The sequence below is a fragment of the Streptomyces sp. NPDC047315 genome, assembly GCF_040643215.1.
In the GTDB taxonomy this organism is placed as follows: Bacteria; Actinomycetota; Actinomycetes; order Streptomycetales; family Streptomycetaceae; genus Streptomyces.
Genome location: NZ_JBEYTZ010000010.1, coordinates 12,729 through 30,789, shown reverse-complemented (window position 1 = coordinate 30,789; position 18,061 = coordinate 12,729). Strand labels below are relative to the sequence as shown.

The window sequence follows — 18,061 nt, the reverse complement described above, 5'->3', positions numbered from 1 at the left end:
CAGCCGTACCCGATCCCGTATCGGGCTCAGGAGCGGATTCCGTACGAACCCTCGTACCCCACTCCGACGCGCCCATCGCGCCCCAGACGCGGAAGAATGGGTTCATGAGTCAGCAGCCTGCCGAGGCATCGGTCCAGCACCCCCAGCCGTCCGTCGGTTCCATCGCGGCGCACCGGCCGCACACCGTGGCCGCCACGGTGTCCGATCTGGAGCCCGACCTCGACGCGGATCTCGACGGCTACGAGGAGGACCACGCCGGCAACGGCGCCGAGCTCCCCCAGGGCCGTTTCCTGGACCGGGAGCGCAGCTGGCTCGCGTTCAACGAGCGGGTGCTGGAGCTGGCCGAGGACCCGGCCACGCCCCTACTCGAACGGGCTAACTTCCTGGCCATTTTCGCCTCCAACCTCGACGAGTTCTTCATGGTGCGCGTCGCCGGCCTCAAGCGCCGGATCGCCACCGGGGTCGCCACCCGCTCCGCCTCCGGCCTCCAGCCGCGCGAGGTGCTGGACCTGATCTGGACCCGTTCGCGCGAGCTCATGGCCCGGCACGCCGCCTGCTACCAGCAGGACGTCTCCCCCGCGCTCGCCGAAGAGGGCATCCACCTCATCCGCTGGCCCGATCTGACCGAGAAGGAGCAGGCCCGCCTCTTCACCCTCTTCCGCCAGCAGATCTTCCCTGTGCTGACGCCGCTGGCCGTGGACCCGGCGCACCCCTTCCCGTACATCTCCGGCCTCTCCCTCAACCTCGCCGTCGTCGTGCGCAACCCGGTCAGCGGCCACCGCCACTTCGCCCGCGTGAAGGTCCCGCCGCTGCTCTCCCGCTTCCTCGAAGCCTCGCCGCAGCGCTACGTCCCCCTCGAAGACGTGATAGCGGCCCATCTGGAGGAGCTGTTCCCGGGGATGGAGGTGCTGGCGCACCACATGTTCCGGGTCACCAGGAACGAGGACCTGGAAGTCGAGGAGGACGACGCCGAGAACCTGCTCCAGGCGCTGGAGAAGGAGTTGATGCGGCGGCGCTTCGGGCCGCCGGTGCGGCTGGAGGTCGAGGAGTCCATCGATCCGTACGTGCTCGACCTGCTCGTACGCGAGCTGAAGATCACGGACGCCGAGGTCTATCCGCTCCCCGGCCCGCTGGACCTCACCGGTCTGTTCGGGATAGCGGCCCTGGACCGGCCGGAGCTCAAGTACCCCAAGTTCATCGCGGGCACGCACCGTGACCTCGCCGAGGTCGAGTCGGCGTCCGCACCGGACATCTTCATGGCGCTGCGCGAGCGCGACGTGCTGCTGCACCACCCGTACGACAGCTTCTCCACCTCCGTGCAGGCGTTCCTGGAGCAGGCCGCCGCCGACCCGGACGTGCTCGCCATCAAGCAGACGCTGTACCGGACCTCCGGCGACTCGCCGATAGTGGACGCGCTGATCGACGCGGCGGAGTCGGGCAAGCAGGTGCTCGTCCTCGTCGAGATCAAGGCCCGCTTCGACGAGCAGGCCAACATCAAGTGGGCGCGGAAGCTGGAGGAGGCCGGCTGCCACGTCGTGTACGGGCTCGTCGGGCTCAAGACCCACTGCAAGCTCTCGCTCGTGGTCCGCCAGGAGGGCGAGATCCTGCGGCGCTACTCGCACGTCGGCACGGGCAACTACCACCCCAAGACCGCGCGGCTGTACGAGGACCTGGGCCTGCTCACCGCCGACCCGCAGGTCGGCGCGGACCTCTCCGACCTCTTCAACCGCCTCTCCGGCTACTCCCGCCGCGAGACCTACCGCCGGCTGCTGGTCGCCCCCAAGTCGCTGCGCGACGGGCTGGTCTCGCGGATCAACAAGGAAGCCGCGCACCACCGGGCCGGGCGGCCCGCGTACGTACGCATCAAGGTCAACTCGATGGTCGACGAGGCGATCATCGACGCCTGCTACCGCGCGGCGATGGCGGGCGTGCCGGTGGACATCTGGGTGCGCGGCATCTGCGCGCTGCGCCCCGGAGTGCCCGGTCTGTCGGAGAACGTCCGAGTGCGTTCCATCCTGGGGCGCTTCCTGGAGCACTCCCGGGTCTTCGCCTTCGGCAACGGCGGCGAGCCGGAGGTCTGGCTGGGTAGCGCCGACATGATGCACCGCAACCTCGACCGCCGCATCGAGGCGCTGGTCCGGGTCACCGACCCGGCGCACCGCGCCGCCCTGACCCGTCTGCTGGAGACGGGGATGTCCGACACCACGTCGTCCTGGCACCTGGGCCCGGACGGCGCCTGGACCCGGCACTCGACGGACGCGGACGGACAGCCGTTGCAGAACGTCCAGGAGATGCTGATCGACGCCCGGAGGCGCAGGCGTGCACAACCCTGAACTGTCGGCCCGCGGCGGTCCGGCGCGCATCACGACCACGGGATCCGTGACGACCACGGATCCCCTCGCGAGCGCGGAGCCGGAACAGCCCGGGCCGGTGCCGGTGCCGGAGGCGTACGGACCGACGGCGCCCCCGGACCCGACCGCGCCGACCGGCACCGGCACCGGCACCGGCACCGGCGAGGTGCTCGCGGTCTATCTGCACGCCCGCGCCGGTGACTTCCTGCGCAGCCTGCGGCAGTACGAGGAGAGCGGCGCCGACACCGCGGCGGTCGCCGAAGCGGCCCGTTCGCTGCGGACGGCGGCCCGCCGCATCAGCGGCACGCTGCACACCTTCCGGCCCCTCCTCGAACCGACCTGGGCGGACGGGCTGCGCACGGAGCTGGCCTGGCTGTCCACCACGCTCGCCCAGGAACACGCCTGCACCTCCCGGCTGACCCGCCTCCTCGACGCCCTCACCCGGCTGTCCGGCGCCGCCCCGGCCCCGCTCCCCGCCGCCCGCAACGAGTCCGCGCCCCACGACGCGCCCCCGACCCACGGCGAACCCCCGGCGACCGCGACCGCGACCGTCACCGCCACCGCGTCCCGCGCCGCCGGCTCCCTCACCGTCGGCGCCACCCGCGCCGGCGCGCTCCTGGACCGCCAGTTGACGCTGGCCCGGACCCGGGCCCACTCCGCCGCCCTGCACGCCCTCGGCTCCGCCCGCTTCCACGCCGTCGCCGACGCCGTCGCCGTACTCGCCTCCGAAGTCCCCCTCGGACCGGTCGCCACCGCCCGCGTCGAGGACTCCCTGTTCCCCGCCGCCGAGACGACCGAACGCGTGCTCCTGGAGTCGGTGGCCTCGCTCCCCCTCAGCCGCGCCGGCCACCCGTACAACGCGGACGCCCTGGTGTACGGGCTGGCACCGGCGCCCGCCGAGGAGGCCCAGGACGCCCCCTGGCACCAGGTCCGCCGACTCCTGCGGCTGCACCGTTACGCGCTGGAGGTGCTGGCGCCGCTGCACCCGAACCCCACCGCTGACGTCCTCGCCCGCGCCGGCCGGCTGCTCGACCGCCACCGCGACGCGGCGGAGGCCGCCGAAGCCGCCGCCGTTGCGGCGCGCACCCCGCGCATCTCCCCGGCCACGGCGTACGCCCTCGGAGTGCTCCACGCCGACCAGCGCCACGAGGTCGAAGCGGCGCGGTTCGCCTTCCAGGAGATCTGGCCGGGAACCATCGCGCTACGGACCCGGGTCCCGTGACCACCGCCGACGACCCCGACCGGGGCACCCCCGACCGGCCAGGGCCTGACCAGGCCGCGCCCGACCAGCCAGGCGCCGACCGCCCCGCGCCCATCCTCGCCGCGGGCTGCGTCCTCTGGCGCCGCGCGCCCCACGACACCGCCCACCACCTGGAGATCTGCCTCGTCCACCGCCCCAGGTACGACGACTGGTCGCACCCCAAGGGCAAGCTCAAACGCGGCGAGCCACCGCACTCCGGCGCGCGCCGGGAGGTACTGGAGGAGACCGGGATGACGTGCGCACTCGGCCCCGCACTGCCGACCGCGTACTACCCGGTCGAGGGACGCCCCAAGGAGGTGCGCTACTGGGCTGCCGAGGCGACGGGCGGCGCCTTCGCGCCCAACCGCGAGGTGGACCGGCTGGTCTGGCTCCCCCCGGACGAGGCCCGGGCTCGGCTCACCCAGGAGCGGGACCGGGAACTGGTGGCGGCCCTGCTGTCCGCCGTACGCGTCTGACGCACGCCCCCGCCACCCGCCGCGTCCGACGCACGCCCCCCGTCCCCGTACGCGTCCGACCTACGCCCCTCCGCCCCGTATACGTCTGACGGACGCGTCTGACGTACGCCCCCGCCACCCCGCATTACCACCCGCGCCGACGCCGTCAAAACCACGCGTCAACCAATACGAGCGCGTCACCCGAACGCCCGCCACTCGTACGGGTAACGGCCGTCACGACACCCCTCGTCCCGCGCTAGGTTGCGCTCGGCGGCACCTCCGACGCCCCTCTCCCCGTACGAACCGCGTGAACCATGCACTCACCCGTAGCCCGACAACACCGCAGGCCACAGGCGCGAGCCGGCCCCTTTTTGAGGCGGCTCGGCGCGATTACCCAGCCGCCCAGCACGGTTCACCTCCCGTTCACTCTCCACCTTGGGGCACTTCACCTGATCTGCTTAATTTCGGCCTTACGAGGTGACCGGCACAGGGCCGGTACCCCCATCCCCCGACACACGCCGCCCAACGTCCCGACAACGGCCAGCGTCCAGGCGGCTCCTGGAAGGAAACACCCGAAAGTGAAGCTTCAGCGCAAGAACGGGCTTCGCGCCACCGCGCTCGGTGCCCTCGCTGTGACCGGTGCCCTGGTCCTCACGGCGTGTGGTTCGGACGACAACGCGAGCAGCACCGGCGGCGGCAGCAAGAGCAACGCGGCGTCGAACATCTCCTGCGACGGCGCCAAGGGCAAGCTCCTCGCTTCCGGTTCCAGCGCTCAGAAGAACGCCATGGACCTGTGGGTGAAGAACTACATGGCGGCCTGCTCCGGCGTGGAGATCAACTACAAGTCCTCCTCCTCCGGCGAGGGCATCGTCGCCTTCAACCAGGGCACCGTCGGCTTCGCCGGCTCCGACTCGGCGCTCAAGCCCGAAGAGGTCGCCGAGTCCAAGAAGATGTGCAAGGGCGGCCAGGGCATCAACCTGCCCATGGTCGGCGGCCCGATCGCGATCGGCTACAACCTGCCCGGCGTCGACGACCTGACCCTGGACGCCTCCGCCGTCGCCAAGATCTTCAACGGCAAGATCACCAAGTGGAACGACCCGGCGATCGCCAAGCTCAACGAGGGCAAGAACCTGCCGGACAAGGCGATCCAGGCGTTCCACCGCTCCGAGGACTCCGGCACCACCCAGAACCTCGGCAAGTACCTGGGCGCCACCGCCAAGGCCGACTGGCCTTACGAGGCCGAGAAGAAGTGGCCCGCGCCCGGCGGCCAGGCCGCCTCCGGCTCCTCCGGCGTCGCCGCCCAGGTCAAGCAGGTCGACGGCGCGATCGGCTACTTCGAGCTCTCGTACGCCACCTCGCAGTCCATCCCGACGGTCGACATCGCGACGGGCGCCGCGGCCCCCGTCAAGGCCACCTCGGAGAACGCCTCCAAGGCCATCGCCGCCGCCAAGGTCAAGGGCACCGGCAAGGACCTCGCCCTGGAGCTGGACTACGCCACCAAGGCCGACGGCGCCTACCCGATCATCCTGGTGACGTACGAGGTCGTCTGCGACACCGGCAACAAGCCCGAGACCCTCGACACGGTCAAGTCCTTCCTGACGTACACCGCGAGCGAGGAGGGCCAGAAGGTCCTGTCGAACGCGGGCTACGCCCCCATCCCGGCCGAGATCAACGCGAAGGTCCGCGAGACCGTCGCCGGCCTGAACTGACCCGGACCCGGAGGCCGTAGGCCATAGGGCCGCGGACCCACCGGGCGCACCGGGCCCCGCAGGGCCACAACGTAATGAGGACAGGCGGGGGGAGGGATCGACCACCCTCCGCCTGTCCGCGCCCGCCCGGCCCACCGGCCCCACGAAGCCCCCCACCCCCACCGACCCGCTCCGTGTCCGCAACCGCACCCGTCCGCCCATCCGGTGCACCGCCGCCAGGGGAGCCACCGCTCCCCCACACAGACCGGAAAGACCATGGCTTCCACGACACCCATAGAACCCCATGACTCCCCGCCGCCCGGCCGTCAGAGCCCGTCCGGCGCCGGCGACCCCGGCCGCCGGGGAGGCGGCCCGACCGCCTCCCTCGCCGCCAAGAGCTCCTCGACCGGGCGCGCCGGCGACAAGGTGTTCCTCGGCCTGTCCCGCGGCTCGGGCATCCTGCTCCTGGTGATCATGGCGTCGATCGCGGCGTTCCTCACCTACCGCGCCGCCATCGCGCTCTCCGAGAACGAGGGCAACTTCCTCACCACGTTCGACTGGAACCCCGCGGGCAACCCGCCGGTGTTCGGCATCGCGGTGCTGCTCTTCGGCACGGTCGTCAGCTCGATCATCGCGATGGCGATCGCGGTCCCGATCGCCGTCGGCATCGCGCTCTTCATCTCGCACTACGCGCCCCGCAAGCTCGCCGCGCCCATCGCGTACGTCGTCGACCTGCTCGCCGCCGTGCCGTCGATCATCTACGGCATCTGGGGCGCGCTCTTCCTCGTTCCGTACCTGGAGGGGCTCAACCTCTGGCTGGACGACTACTTCGGCTGGACGTACATCTTCGAGAAGACCGAGATCGGCGTCGCCCGCTCGCTGTTCACCGTGGGCATCCTGCTCGCGATCATGATCCTGCCGATCGTGACCAGCGTCAGCCGCGAGGTCTTCCTCCAGGTCCCGAAGATGCACGAAGAGGCCGCGCTGGCGCTCGGCGCCACCCGCTGGGAAGTCATCCGGATGTCGGTGCTGCCCTTCGGCCGCTCCGGCGTCATCTCGGCGTCGATGCTGGGCCTCGGCCGGGCGCTCGGCGAGACGATGGCGGTGGCGACCGTGCTGTCGCCGAGCTTCATCATCTCCGGGCACCTGCTCAACCCCGGTGGCGGCACCTTCGCCCAGAACATCGCCGCGAAGTTCGACGAGGCCAACGAGCTCGGCCGGGACGCGCTGATCGCCTCCGGCCTCGTGCTCTTCATCCTCACCCTGCTGGTCAACGGCGGGGCCCGCATGATCATCGCCCGCCGCAAGGAGTACTCGGGGGCCAACGCATGAGCCAGACAGCACTGCACGACAGCGCGCCGACGCCCGCCGGCGCGATCGCCCCGGCCCGCCTCAGCGGCCGGTCGCTCCCGCGCTGGGCCCCGGTCGGCTTCGCCGCCGCCGGCATCGCGCTGGGTTGCGGCCTCGGCGCCGTCGCCGGCTGGCACAGCAAGATCCAGTGGGGTCTGCTCTCGGCGCTCTTCTTCATGGCCCTCTCGTACGTGGCGACCTCGGTCGTGGAGAACCGGCGCCAGGCCAAGGACAAGCTGGCGACCAGCGTCGTCTGGGTCTGCTTCATCATCGCCGTCATCCCGCTGCTCTCCCTCATCTGGGTGACGGTCAGCCGGGGCGTGAAGGTCCTCGACGGGTACTTCCTGACCCACTCCATGGCCGGCGTGCCCGGCTTCGAGCCGGGCGGCGGCGTGTACCACGCCATCGTCGGCACCCTCCAGCAGGTCGGCCTCGCCACCGCCATCTCGGTGCCGATCGGCCTGCTGACCGCGATCTACCTGGTCGAGTACGGCAAGGGCGCGCTCGCCAAGGCCGTGACGTTCTTCGTCGACGTCATGACGGGCATCCCGTCGATCGTCGCCGGCCTCTTCATCCTCTCCATCATGCTGATGTTCGAGCTGAGCCCGTCCGGCCTGATGGGCGCGCTGGCGCTGGCGATCCTGATGATCCCGGTCGTCGTCCGCTCGACCGAGGAGATGCTGAAGCTCGTACCGAACGAGCTGCGCGAGGCGTCCCTGGCCCTCGGCGTCCCGAAGTGGCGCACCATCGTGAAGGTGGTCATCCCGACCGCGCTCGGCGGCATCACCACCGGTGTGATGCTCGCGATCGCCCGCATCGCCGGCGAGACCGCCCCGATCATGCTGCTGGTCTTCGGCAGCCAGCTGATCAACACCAACCCGTTCGAAGGGGCCCAGTCCTCGCTCCCGTTCTACATCTGGGAGCAGTACCGGGTCGGCAGCGAGGCGTCGTACGACCGCGCCTGGGCCGCCGCCCTGGTCCTGATCGCCTTCGTCATGATCCTCAACCTGGTGGCCCGCGGCATCGCCCGCTGGAAGGCCCCGAAGACCGGCCGCTGACGCGCGGCAACTGGGAAGTGAACTGAACTCATGGCCAAGCGAATCGACGTCAGCGGACTGACCGCCTACTACGGCTCCCACAAGGCGATCGAGGACATCTCGATGACCGTGGAGCCCCGCTCGGTGACGGCCTTCATCGGCCCCTCCGGCTGCGGCAAGTCGACGTTCCTGCGCACCCTCAACCGGATGCACGAGGTCACCCCCGGCGGCCGGGTGGAGGGCAAGGTACTGCTCGACGACGAGAACCTGTACGCCTCCTCCGTGGACCCGGTCGCCGTGCGCCGCACGGTCGGCATGGTCTTCCAGCGGCCGAACCCGTTCCCGACGATGTCGATCTTCGACAACGTCGCGGCGGGGCTGCGGCTGAACGGCTCGTACAAGAAGAACCAGCTCGCTGACGTGGTGGAGAAGTCCCTGCGCGGCGCCAACCTCTGGAACGAGGTCAAGGACCGGCTCAACAAGCCGGGTTCCGGCCTCTCCGGCGGTCAGCAGCAGCGGCTGTGCATCGCCCGCGCGATCGCGGTCGAGCCCGAGGTGCTGCTGATGGACGAGCCCTGTTCGGCGCTCGACCCGATCTCGACCCTCGCGATCGAGGACCTGATCGGGGAGCTGAAGGAGCGTTTCACCATCGTCATCGTCACCCACAACATGCAGCAGGCGGCCCGGGTCTCCGACCGCACCGCCTTCTTCAACCTGGCGGCCGTGGGCCAGCCCGGCAAGCTGATCGAGATCGACGACACGGAGCGGATCTTCGCCAACCCGTCCGTCCAGGCCACCGAGGACTACATCTCCGGCCGCTTCGGCTGAGCACGCTCCGGCTGCCCCGGCGCCTCCGGGACCGACGGGTCTCCGGGCCCGTGGGGCCGTACGCGCCAGCCGCTCCAGCCGTCCTGCGGTGCTGCATGGCGGTGCCACCGCACGACGAAGGGCCCGCCCCCACTTCCTTCCCGGGGGCGGGCCCACTTGCGTCTTCGGCCCGTAGTACCCGTGAGGCTCTCGGTGCGGGCGCTTCAGGGCACGAGGGTGGCGCGATCCCTACGCCCGTACGCGCTCGGGGGAGCGCCGTACGCCCGTATACGCGCCCCCTACGCGCCCCGCCGGATCCCGACTCCGGGCTCCGGGCTCCGGGCTCCGGGCTCCGGGCTCCGGCCGTCGTCCTCCGGCCTTCGCCTCAGCCGAACACCAGCCACACCACGCCGTAGCTCAGCGCGGCGACCGCCGCCGCTGCCGGCATGGTGATGAACCACCCCAGAACGATGTTCTTGGCGACGCCCCAGCGCACCGCGTTCACCCGCTTCGTCGCGCCCGCGCCCATGATCGCCGAGGTGATGACGTGGGTGGTGGAGATCGGCGCGTGGAAGAGGAAGGCCGACCCGAACATGATCGAGGCGCCCGTCGTCTCCGCGGCGAAGCCCTGCGGGGGGTCGAGCTCGATGATCTTGCGCCCCAGCGTCCGCATGATCCGCCACCCGCCGGCGTACGTGCCGAGCGACAGCATCACCGCACAGGCGATCTTCACCCACACCGGGATCTCGTCGCCGGACTGCTGGACGTCCGCGATGACCAGGGCCATCACCACGATGCCCATCGTCTTCTGGGCGTCCTGGAGGCCGTGGCCGAGGGCCATCGCCGCGGCCGAGACCGTCTGGGCGATCCGGAAGCCGCGCCTGGCCTTGTTCGGGTTCGCCCGGCGGAAGATCCACAGGATGGCGACCATCACCAGGTACCCCGCCACCAGGCCGACCAGCGGCGAGACGAACATCGGGATGACGATCTTCTCCAGCACCCCGGACCAGATGACCTCCGTGCCACCGGCCAGGGCCGCCCCGACCATGCCGCCGAACAGGGCGTGCGAGGACGACGACGGCAGCCCGAAGTACCAGGTGACGAGGTTCCAGACGATCGCGCCGAGCAGGGCGGCGAAGAGGATGCCCATCCCCTTGCTGCCCTGCGGGGTCTCGATCAGCCCCTCGCTGACGGTCTTGGCCACGCCCTGCCCGAGGAACGCCCCCGCGAGGTTCATCAGCGCGGCCATCACCAGCGCGACGCGCGGGGTCAGCGCGCGCGTGGAGACGGAGGTCGCGATGGCGTTCGCGGAGTCGTGGAAGCCGTTGGTGTAGGTGAAGCCGAGCGCGACGGCGATCGTCACGACCAGGGCGAAGGTGTCCACGGAGGTCAGGACTCCTTGACCGCGATGGTCTCCACGGTGTTCGCGACGTGCTCGAAGGCGTCCGCCGCCTCCTCCAGGACGTCCACGATCTGCTTCAGCTTCAGCACCTCGATGGCGTCGTACTTGCCGTTGAAGAGCGTGGCCAGGAGCTTGCGGTGGATCTGGTCCGCCTGGTTCTCCAGTCGGTTGACCTCGATCCAGTACTCGGTGAGGTTCTCCATGGTCCGCAGGTGCGGCATCGCCTCGGCCGTCAGCTCGGCGGCCCGGGCCAACACCTCGATCTGCTGCTCGACGCCCTTGGGAAGTTCCTCGACCTGATAGAGGACGACCAGGTCGACGGCCTCCTCCATGAAGTCCATGATGTCGTCGAGGGACGATGCGAGGGCGTAGATGTCCTCACGGTCGAACGGCGTGATGAAGGAGGAGTTGAGCTGGTGGAAGATGGCATGGGTGGCGTCGTCACCCGCGTGTTCCGCGGCCCGCATCCGCTCCGCGATCTCACTCCGGGAGGAAGCGTCGGCCCCGAGCAGTTCCATCAGGAGCTTCGAGCCCGTCACGATGTTGTCCGCGGAGGCCGCGAACATGTCGTAGAAGCTCGTCTCCCGTGGGGTCAGACGAAATCGCACGTGAGGTCCCTGTGGTGCGCTGGATTCGGACAGGCTGATGCTAGGCGCATTCATCCGGCCGCGGCCAACCGGTGTTCTTCAGTGTCGCCCATGGGCGGCCACGACCGGCACGGCCCCCCGTGGCACCTTCCCCACCCGTCGCCGAAGCACTCCCCCGGGCAGGTCACGAAGCTGCGCACGGGGCGGGCGCCTCGTGAAACGCTTTCCTCCGTGATCACGCACGACCCGGTACCATATACCCATGAGGGGTATGCGAACCCCGATGCGGGCGCCTCACACCACGCAGGCCGAGCACGAGCAGTACAAGCAGCACACTCGGTACGCACAGCACGCACAGCACGCACAGCACGCACAGCAAGCAGAGCAAGCACAGCACGCCAGGACAACGGGAGGACCCGATGACGACCACCGAGGCGGCCGGCCCCCCGGTCACCGAGACCCTCGCCGCCGAAGCCCCGGTCACCGACCACGACCGCGGCATCCACGGCTACCACAAGCAGAAGGACGAGCACCTCAAGCGCCTGCGCCGGATCGAGGGCCAGATCCGCGGCCTCCAGCGCATGGTGGACGAGGACGTCTACTGCATCGACATACTCACCCAGGTCTCGGCGTCCACGAAGGCCCTCCAGTCCTTCGCCCTCCAGCTCCTTGAGGAGCACCTGCGCCACTGCGTCGCCGACGCCGCGGTCAAGGGCGGCGACGAGATCGAGGCGAAGGTCGAGGAGGCGACGAAGGCGATCGCCCGGATGATGCGCACCTGACGCCTCCGTACGCAGGGACCGCGCAGACCGGCGGAGCCGTACGCACCGATGGGCGGGGACGCAGACGCGCCCCGCCCATCAGCCGTTCCGGTCGCTTGCTCCGGTTACTCACTCCGGTCGCTTGCTCTGGTCGCCGTCAGTCCTGCCGGCCGAGCGCCGCCCGCTCGGTGACGACCTTCAGCACCTCGTCGATACGGGCCGGGCTCAGCCGCTCCCCGTCCGCGGCGGACGCCGCGATGATCAACTCACCACACAGCTCGATCTCGGCGAGGGCCACGTGGTCCTGGACCAACGTCGTACTGGGCGGAGCCACGTGCATTCACCTCTTCCTCCGGTGTCGACTTCCTAGCGTAGGGAGCGATGCACAGACCGCGCATGGCACGTCCGGACCATTTAGGCCCTGATCCTTCCCGCATAAATATCCCGTTGGTCCGGCAGCCGAACGGCCACCGGCGCCCCGAAGTCGAACAGCACGGTGGTCGACGTCACGGCCACCGTCGTCCTGCCGTTGCTGAAGCTGAAGCGGTGCTTCACCTTCCGCAACCGCCCCTCTTCGTCCACGTACGCGTCGAACGGCACGGTCACCGTGGTGAACCCTTTCGCCGCCGCCTCCAGCGCGGTGCGCACCGGCGATCTGGCCTCCCGCGCCGCCCTGCCGATGTCCGTGCTCCCCCGGAAGTGCTGCACCAGCACGCCCTCGACGCGTTCGCTGCCCACGTACGTCAGCTCCCGCGCGCCCCGCAGCAGCTCCGCCGCCGCCAGCGGATCCGTCGCACCGCCCGTGACCAGGTTCCCGTCCTGGAGGGTCGAGGTGTCGATCCGCACCCACTTGTCGGCGGGCACCCCCGCACCGCGGTTCTTCATGTAGAGCGCGTCCGGCGTCATCAGCTCGGTGACCGGACGGTGCTCCTCCGCTCCGGCCGGGTCCTGCGGGAGCACGACCGTGAGCTGCCCCACCGGCCGGCGGAAGTCGTAGCCGCCCTCGCCCTGGATCGTGACCCGGGTGCCGCCGGACGCCGTCTCCATCGACGTGCGCGCCCGGGCGCTACCGGCCTCGACCAGGGCGTCCGCTGCGCCGAGCACCGCGTCGTCGCTGACCGCGCGCGAGCTGGGCCGGTCGTCCGCCACGGCCTGGCCCGAAGCACCCCCGCCGCCCGCGCAGCCGGTGACGGCGAACGCTCCCAAGACGGCCGCGGAGACGACGACCGCCCCGCCCTTGCGCCCCTGCCGCTGCTCGACCATGGCCTGTGACCCCCAACCAACACCGGAACCGCCGATCGCCGGTTCGACACGTTCGCTTGCGAGAGACCTCCACCCGCCCTCCCTAACGACCGCGCGGGGCCGCCGTCACGCCGACGGCGGCGCCGGCGCTCCCCTGTCTACCCGCGGCCTCCGGCCAGTACGGTGGACACGTGCCCCCGCATGCCCCCACGAACGACGGCCCCACCCCCGCCGCCACCAAGTCCCCCCACCACACGACGACCACGGAACGCGGCTCCTTCGCCCTGGCCCGTTGCGACTGCGGCTGGAGCGGACCGGCCCGCCGCTCGCGGGACCGGGCCCGTACGGACGCCACCGCGCACGCCGCCGCAGAGCTCACCGCCTGAGACCCGAATCGACGGCCGCCGCCCGGACCGCGAAACCCCACGGCGCCCTCGGTGCGTCTGGTCACGAAGAGCACCACCAGAACGCCCGGGACACCCAGGAGGTCCGATGGATCGGCGTGCGCTGCTCACGACCGCGGTCGCCCTCGCGACGACCGCCGCCTGCACCAAGGAGCGGGGCGCCGCGAACGCGCCCCCGTCCGGGTCGGCCCCCTCGTCCACCGTTCCGTCTCCGCGCCCGTCACCGCCGCAGGGCTCCCGCCCCTCCCCGTCCCCGGCCCGCGACTGGCGGGCGCTCGGCCGCGGCCTCGACGGCACCCTGGTGCTCCCCGACGACGCCGACTACCCGACCGCGCGCCAGCTCTACAACACCCGCTTCGACTCCCTGAGGCCCGCGGCCGTCGCGTACGTCTCCGGCACCGCCGACGTCCAGGAGTGCCTGCGCTACGCCCGCGCCCACCGGGTCCCCGTCGCCATCCGCAGCGGCGGCCACTCCTACGCCGGCCACTCCAGCGGCGACGGCCGGCTCGTCATCGACGTCTCGCCGCTGGACCGCATCACCGCCGACGGCTCCGACGCCGCGACGATCGGCGCCGGCGCCCGGCTGGTCTCCGTCTACCGGACGCTGGGCGCCCGGGGCCGCACCCTGCCCGCCGGCTCCTGCGCGTCCGTCGGCATATCCGGTCTCGCCCTCGGCGGCGGACACGGGGTGACTTCCCGGGCGTACGGGCTGACCTGCGACAGCCTCACCGGGGCGACGGTCGTCACCGCGGACGGGCAGGTGCGGCGGACCGACGCCGAGCGGGACCCGGACCTCTTCTGGGCGCTGCGCGGCGCGGGCCACGGCTCCTTCGGCGTCGTCACCGAGCTGCGGTTCCGTACGCATCCGGCGCCGCCGCTCGTCGTCGCCCTGCTGACCTGGCCGTGGCGGACGGCGGGGGCCGTGCTGACGGCCTGGCAGCGCTGGGGGCCCGACCAGCCGGACGAGACGTGGTCAGCCGCGCACCTGTCCGCGGGCAGCTCGGGCGGAGCGGCGCCGCGGGTGTCGGTGGCCGTGTGCTCCCTCGGTACGGAGGGCGCCCTGCGCAACGCGGTCGACCGGCTCGCCGACGTCGCGGGCGCCAGCGCGTCATCCGTGTCGCTGCGCACCCGCCCGCACCTCGCCGCCATGCTCGGCTACGCGGGCTGCTCGACCCGCAGCGAGGAGGAGTGCGCACTGCCGGGGGCGGTGCCGGGCCGCAGCAGGGCGGGGGCGCTCGGGCGCGAGACGTACGCCGCCGCCTCCGACTTCTTCGACCGCGAGGTGTCGGCAGCGGCGGTACGGGAGCTGGTCGCGCGGACCGAGCGGTTCACCCGGCTCCCGGCGGGGCGCGGCGAGGGGGCGATCCAGTTGACGGCGTTCGGCGGTGCGATCAACCGGGTGGACCCGTCGGCCACGGCCTTCGTCCACCGGCGTTCGCGCGTGCTGGTGCAGTACCTCGCCTCGTGGGCGCCGGGGACGGCGGGCTCCGCCGAGCGGTCCTGGCTGCGGGAGGCGCACGCGGCGATGCGCGGTCACGTCTCCGGTGCGGCGTACCAGAACTACGCCGACGCGGCGCTGACCGGCTGGCGCACTGCGTACTTCGGTCCGTCGGCGGACCGGTTGGGGCGGTTGCGCAAGCAGTACGACCCCGAGGGCGTGTTCGCCTTCCCCCAGGGGCTGTGACGCTGACCGGGGGGAGCGGCCGGCGTTCCATCGCCCGGACGGGCGCGGCTGGATGGCCGGGCGGGGCGAGGGCGGGTGCTCTGGATTACGAGGGGCTCTCGCCCCGCGCACCGTCACACCACGCCACGTCACTCTGAGGACGCCCCATGCCCACTTCCTTGGCCACGGCCGGTCGAATAACCAGCGCCGCCGTATCCACCGCGCTCGCCCTGCCCCTGTTGACCGGTACGGCCGCGGCGGTCGAACGCCGCCCCGCCGACCGCGACGCCGCGGCGCTGCTCGCGTCCAAACCGGAGGGCCCGATAGAGAGCTCCCTCTCCGTGGGCGCGACGGGAGTCCTCGGCGCGGTGGGCGCGCGCTACATCATCCGCCGCCACCGCCACCGCAACCGCCGCCGCTGATTCTTTTGGCCTCTGGACGTAGCCGCCGTTCCCCTGCGGGAGCGTCGGTCTCCGCGGCCCGTCTGTGGCTGTTCGCGCAGTTCCCCACGCCCCCGTTTCGCTGCCCCGGTCGCGTGCCTGCAGGTTGTCTGTGGCTGTTCGCGCAGTTCCGCGCCCCACGCCTAAAGGCGTGGGGGAACCCCAGCGCCACCTGCTTTGCTGCCCCCGTGGCTTGTCTGCGGGCTGGGGCGGAGGTGTTTAGGGGCGCGGGGAACTGCGCGACAAGCCACGGACGGGCCGCAGACGCCATCACCGCGCACCCGGAAGTGCCCCAGGGCGCAAGGCGCAGTCGGCGGGCGACGGCCACACGTGGGACCCGCACCGGCCGTGCACCGCCGCAGGCGGCTACGCGGCGAGGCCCTTGTCCCGCGGGCCCTCCGTCCGCGGCTCCGGAATGCCCAGCGGCTCCGCCTGGCGCCGCCCGTCCGCACCGGACGCCGCCTTCTTCGAGCGCACCATCCACCCCGCCTTGCCGGAGCCGGCGATCGCCCGCATCACCGGCGTCAGCAGCAGCTGCGCGAGGGGCGCGAGGAGCAGGGTGACCGCCGTGCCGAGCGCGAAGCCGCCGATCACGTCCGTCGGGTAGTGCACGCCCATGTAGATGCGGAGGAAGCCCTCCAGGAAGCCCAGCCCGAGGGCGACGAAGCCGAGCTTGCGGTGGGCGAGGAAGATGCCGACGGCGATCGCCATCGCCATCGTCGAGTGGTCGCTGACGAAGGAGAAGTCCGTCTTGCCCTCGACGAGGACCTCCAGGGACTTGTCGTTCACGAACGGCCGTGGCCGCTCCACCAGCTCGCGGATGGGGATGTTGATCACCAGGGCGACGGCGGCGGCCAACGGCGCCCACACCACCGCCGCGGCACCCGAGATCGAGTCCTCGACCGTGCCCCGGGAGCGCAGGAGCCACCAGGCCCAGAAGCCGAGGGCGACGAGCCCGAACATGATGCCGAACTCGCCGACGAAGCCCATGATCCGGTCGAACCACGGCGGGGCGGCCTTCGCGAGGTCGTTGATGCCGTGGAGCAGGTCGACGTCGGGCCCCGAGGCCCCACTCGACTCCGCGAGGGAGAAACCCACCTCCGACTCCGCCGGGGAGAACCCCGGGGCGAGTCCAGCCATCTGATGCGGCCCCTTGCCTTGTCTCGGCCTTCTACCGGCCTTCAATTGCCCTGTGTCGCGAACGGCGGCGCTCCCGCGCGCACCCCTCGCCCTGCACCCCCGTGATCAGCGTGTGGTGACGGTCGCACGTCCGTCGCAGCTCCCGCGCCGATGTCGTGCGGTGCCTCCGTTCCAAGGGAACGACCAAGGAGCCGCCCGCGTTCCACTCTCCACCGAACGATCACCATGACGTTATCGAAGAGAGATAGATCGCCGCAGCTCAGGGCCGTGACCAGCGGACGACTTCCGGCCACCCCCAAACACCCCGTCAGGCCGTCAGGCCGTCAGGCCGTCGGCGGGTGCTTGGGCAGCGCCTTCGCACCCTCCTCGGTGACCCGGGTGGCACCGAAGTAGTCCGGGGTGTCGATCTTGTCGAAGCGGATCACGGCACCCGGCCGCGGCGCATTGATCATGTATCCGCCACCGACGTAGATCCCGACGTGCCGGATGGCGCGCGAATTGGTCAGGTCGTCCGAGAAGAACACCAGGTCGCCCGGGAGCAGTTCCTCCCGCGTGGGGTGCGGACCCGCGTTGTACTGGTCGTTGGCCACCCGCGGCAGCTCGATGTCCACGGTCCGGTACGCCGCCTGGGTCAGCCCGGAGCAGTCGAACCGCCCGTCCTGCTCCGGCGTGCCGTTGCCTCCCCACAAGTACTTGGTGCCGAGCTGCTTCTGCGCGAAGTCGATCGCCCCCGCGGCCTGCCGGGACGGGTCCACCCGCCCGACCGGCTTCGCGAAGCTCTTCTCCAAGGTGCGGATGATCTTCACGTAGTGCTGGGTCTCCTTGTACGGCGGCACCCCGCCGTACTTGATGACGGCGTACGCCCCCGCGTTGTACGCGGCGAGCATGTTCGCCGTCGGGTCGCCCGGCGCCTTCTTCACGTACCCGGCCAGCTTGCAGTCGTACGAGGCGGCGGACGGGATCGCGTCGGCCGGGTCCCAGACGTCCCGGTCGCCGTCCCCGTCGCCGTCCATGCCGTGCGCCGCCCACGTGCCCGGGATGAACTGGGCGATGCCCTGGGCCGCCGCGTGGCTCTGCGCCCGCGGGTTCCAGCCGCTCTCCTGGTACAGCTGCGCGGCCAGCAGCGCCGGATTGATCGCGGGGCACAGATTGCCCCACTTCTGCACCAGCTGCTGGTACCGCGCCGGAACCGCGCCCTTCGCGAGGGTCACGGCCTTGCCCTGCGCACCGGCCCCGGCCCCGAAGGCGCCGCCCGCGAGCGTGAAGGTCCCGACAAAGAGCAGCGCGAGGAAGGCCATGCACACCCCGACGGAGAGGCCCGCGATCACCCACGCCTTACGCACCGTCAACCGCCCTTCCCGCCACCGGAGTCCGCTCGGCATTCCGCTCCGCGCCAGTGTAGGTCGGCTGCCGGGCTTTCAGGAGGTGGCCGGGGACGCGCGCCTTCGCACGCCGACCCCCTCCGCCCGCGCCCGCCCGGCGGAACCTGCCCGC

At 71.4% G+C, this 18,061-nt stretch carries 17 protein-coding genes; 11 read left to right on the top strand and 6 right to left on the bottom strand.

Annotation, left to right across the window (positions count from 1 at the left end):
- Positions 1–104 precede the first annotated feature (104 nt).
- The 7 genes from ABZ842_RS13650 (at position 105) to pstB (ending at position 8,949) form a co-directional block, all read left to right on the top strand.
- Positions 105–2,333, top strand: coding sequence for an RNA degradosome polyphosphate kinase (locus tag ABZ842_RS13650; protein ID WP_361536470.1), 2,229 nt, complete (start codon positions 105–107; stop codon positions 2,331–2,333).
- Between the two features lie 184 nt (positions 2,334–2,517).
- The gene (locus ABZ842_RS13645; protein WP_361536892.1) at positions 2,518–3,573 is read left to right on the top strand and encodes a CHAD domain-containing protein; all 1,056 of its coding nucleotides are present in this window, start codon (positions 2,518–2,520) and stop codon (positions 3,571–3,573) included.
- Between the two features lie 92 nt (positions 3,574–3,665).
- Positions 3,666–4,067 carry an NUDIX hydrolase gene (locus tag ABZ842_RS13640; protein WP_361536890.1) on the top strand — a complete coding sequence of 134 codons (402 nt, stop codon included), beginning with the start codon at positions 3,666–3,668 and terminating at the stop codon, positions 4,065–4,067.
- Between the two features lie 557 nt (positions 4,068–4,624).
- Positions 4,625–5,755 (top strand): phosphate ABC transporter substrate-binding protein PstS, encoded by a 1,131-nt coding sequence (gene pstS / locus ABZ842_RS13635; protein ID WP_361536468.1) that lies wholly within the window; start codon positions 4,625–4,627, stop codon positions 5,753–5,755.
- Between the two features lie 255 nt (positions 5,756–6,010).
- The gene (gene pstC / locus ABZ842_RS13630; RefSeq protein WP_361536466.1) at positions 6,011–7,066 is read left to right on the top strand and encodes a phosphate ABC transporter permease subunit PstC; all 1,056 of its coding nucleotides are present in this window, start codon (positions 6,011–6,013) and stop codon (positions 7,064–7,066) included.
- Entirely contained in the window at positions 7,063–8,142 is a 1,080-nt protein-coding gene (gene pstA, locus ABZ842_RS13625) for a phosphate ABC transporter permease PstA (protein WP_361536464.1), read from the top strand. The genes pstC and pstA overlap by 4 nt, the downstream gene beginning before the upstream one ends.
- Before the next feature lie 30 nt (positions 8,143–8,172).
- Positions 8,173–8,949 carry a phosphate ABC transporter ATP-binding protein PstB gene (gene pstB, locus ABZ842_RS13620; RefSeq protein WP_361536462.1) on the top strand — a complete coding sequence of 259 codons (777 nt, stop codon included), beginning with the start codon at positions 8,173–8,175 and terminating at the stop codon, positions 8,947–8,949.
- 364 nt (positions 8,950–9,313) lie between these two features.
- Here the strand turns inward: pstB and ABZ842_RS13615 are convergent, their stop codons facing one another.
- Complete coding sequence (locus ABZ842_RS13615; protein WP_361536460.1) at positions 9,314–10,312, bottom strand: inorganic phosphate transporter; 999 nt, start codon at positions 10,310–10,312, stop codon at positions 9,314–9,316.
- A 5-nt stretch (positions 10,313–10,317) separates the two neighbouring features.
- Positions 10,318–10,938 carry a DUF47 family protein gene (locus tag ABZ842_RS13610; RefSeq protein WP_361536458.1) on the bottom strand — a complete coding sequence of 207 codons (621 nt, stop codon included), beginning with the start codon at positions 10,936–10,938 and terminating at the stop codon, positions 10,318–10,320.
- Positions 10,939–11,336: 398 nt separating this feature from the next.
- On the opposite strand from ABZ842_RS13610, the gene ABZ842_RS13605 reads away from it, so the two are divergent.
- The gene (locus tag ABZ842_RS13605; protein WP_361536456.1) at positions 11,337–11,699 is read left to right on the top strand and encodes a metal-sensitive transcriptional regulator; all 363 of its coding nucleotides are present in this window, start codon (positions 11,337–11,339) and stop codon (positions 11,697–11,699) included.
- 136 nt (positions 11,700–11,835) lie between these two features.
- On the opposite strand, the gene ABZ842_RS13600 is transcribed toward ABZ842_RS13605, so the two are convergent.
- Together ABZ842_RS13600 and ABZ842_RS13595 are read right to left on the bottom strand one after the other, a co-directional pair.
- Complete coding sequence (locus ABZ842_RS13600) at positions 11,836–12,018, bottom strand: hypothetical protein (RefSeq protein WP_361536454.1); 183 nt, start codon at positions 12,016–12,018, stop codon at positions 11,836–11,838.
- 74 nt (positions 12,019–12,092) lie between these two features.
- Complete coding sequence (locus ABZ842_RS13595; RefSeq protein ID WP_361536452.1) at positions 12,093–12,941, bottom strand: hypothetical protein; 849 nt, start codon at positions 12,939–12,941, stop codon at positions 12,093–12,095.
- A gap of 170 nt (positions 12,942–13,111) precedes the next feature.
- On the opposite strand from ABZ842_RS13595, the gene ABZ842_RS13590 reads away from it, so the two are divergent.
- From ABZ842_RS13590 to ABZ842_RS13580, 3 genes are all read left to right on the top strand, one after another.
- Positions 13,112–13,306 (top strand): hypothetical protein, encoded by a 195-nt coding sequence (locus ABZ842_RS13590; protein ID WP_361536450.1) that lies wholly within the window; start codon positions 13,112–13,114, stop codon positions 13,304–13,306.
- A 106-nt stretch (positions 13,307–13,412) separates the two neighbouring features.
- Positions 13,413–15,008: an FAD-binding oxidoreductase gene (locus tag ABZ842_RS13585; protein ID WP_361536448.1), complete on the top strand. Its 1,596-nt coding sequence runs from the start codon at positions 13,413–13,415 to the stop codon at positions 15,006–15,008.
- A 146-nt stretch (positions 15,009–15,154) separates the two neighbouring features.
- On the top strand, positions 15,155–15,409 hold the full coding sequence (locus ABZ842_RS13580) for a hypothetical protein (protein WP_361536446.1): 255 nt from the start codon (positions 15,155–15,157) through the stop codon (positions 15,407–15,409).
- Between the two features lie 384 nt (positions 15,410–15,793).
- Here ABZ842_RS13580 and ABZ842_RS13575 read toward each other — a convergent pair whose 3' ends face one another.
- Together ABZ842_RS13575 and ABZ842_RS13570 are read right to left on the bottom strand one after the other, a co-directional pair.
- Positions 15,794–16,567 carry a phosphatase PAP2 family protein gene (locus ABZ842_RS13575; protein WP_361536444.1) on the bottom strand — a complete coding sequence of 258 codons (774 nt, stop codon included), beginning with the start codon at positions 16,565–16,567 and terminating at the stop codon, positions 15,794–15,796.
- A 323-nt stretch (positions 16,568–16,890) separates the two neighbouring features.
- Entirely contained in the window at positions 16,891–17,910 is a 1,020-nt protein-coding gene (locus tag ABZ842_RS13570) for a bifunctional lytic transglycosylase/C40 family peptidase (RefSeq protein WP_361536888.1), read from the bottom strand.
- Positions 17,911–18,061 lie beyond the last annotated feature (151 nt).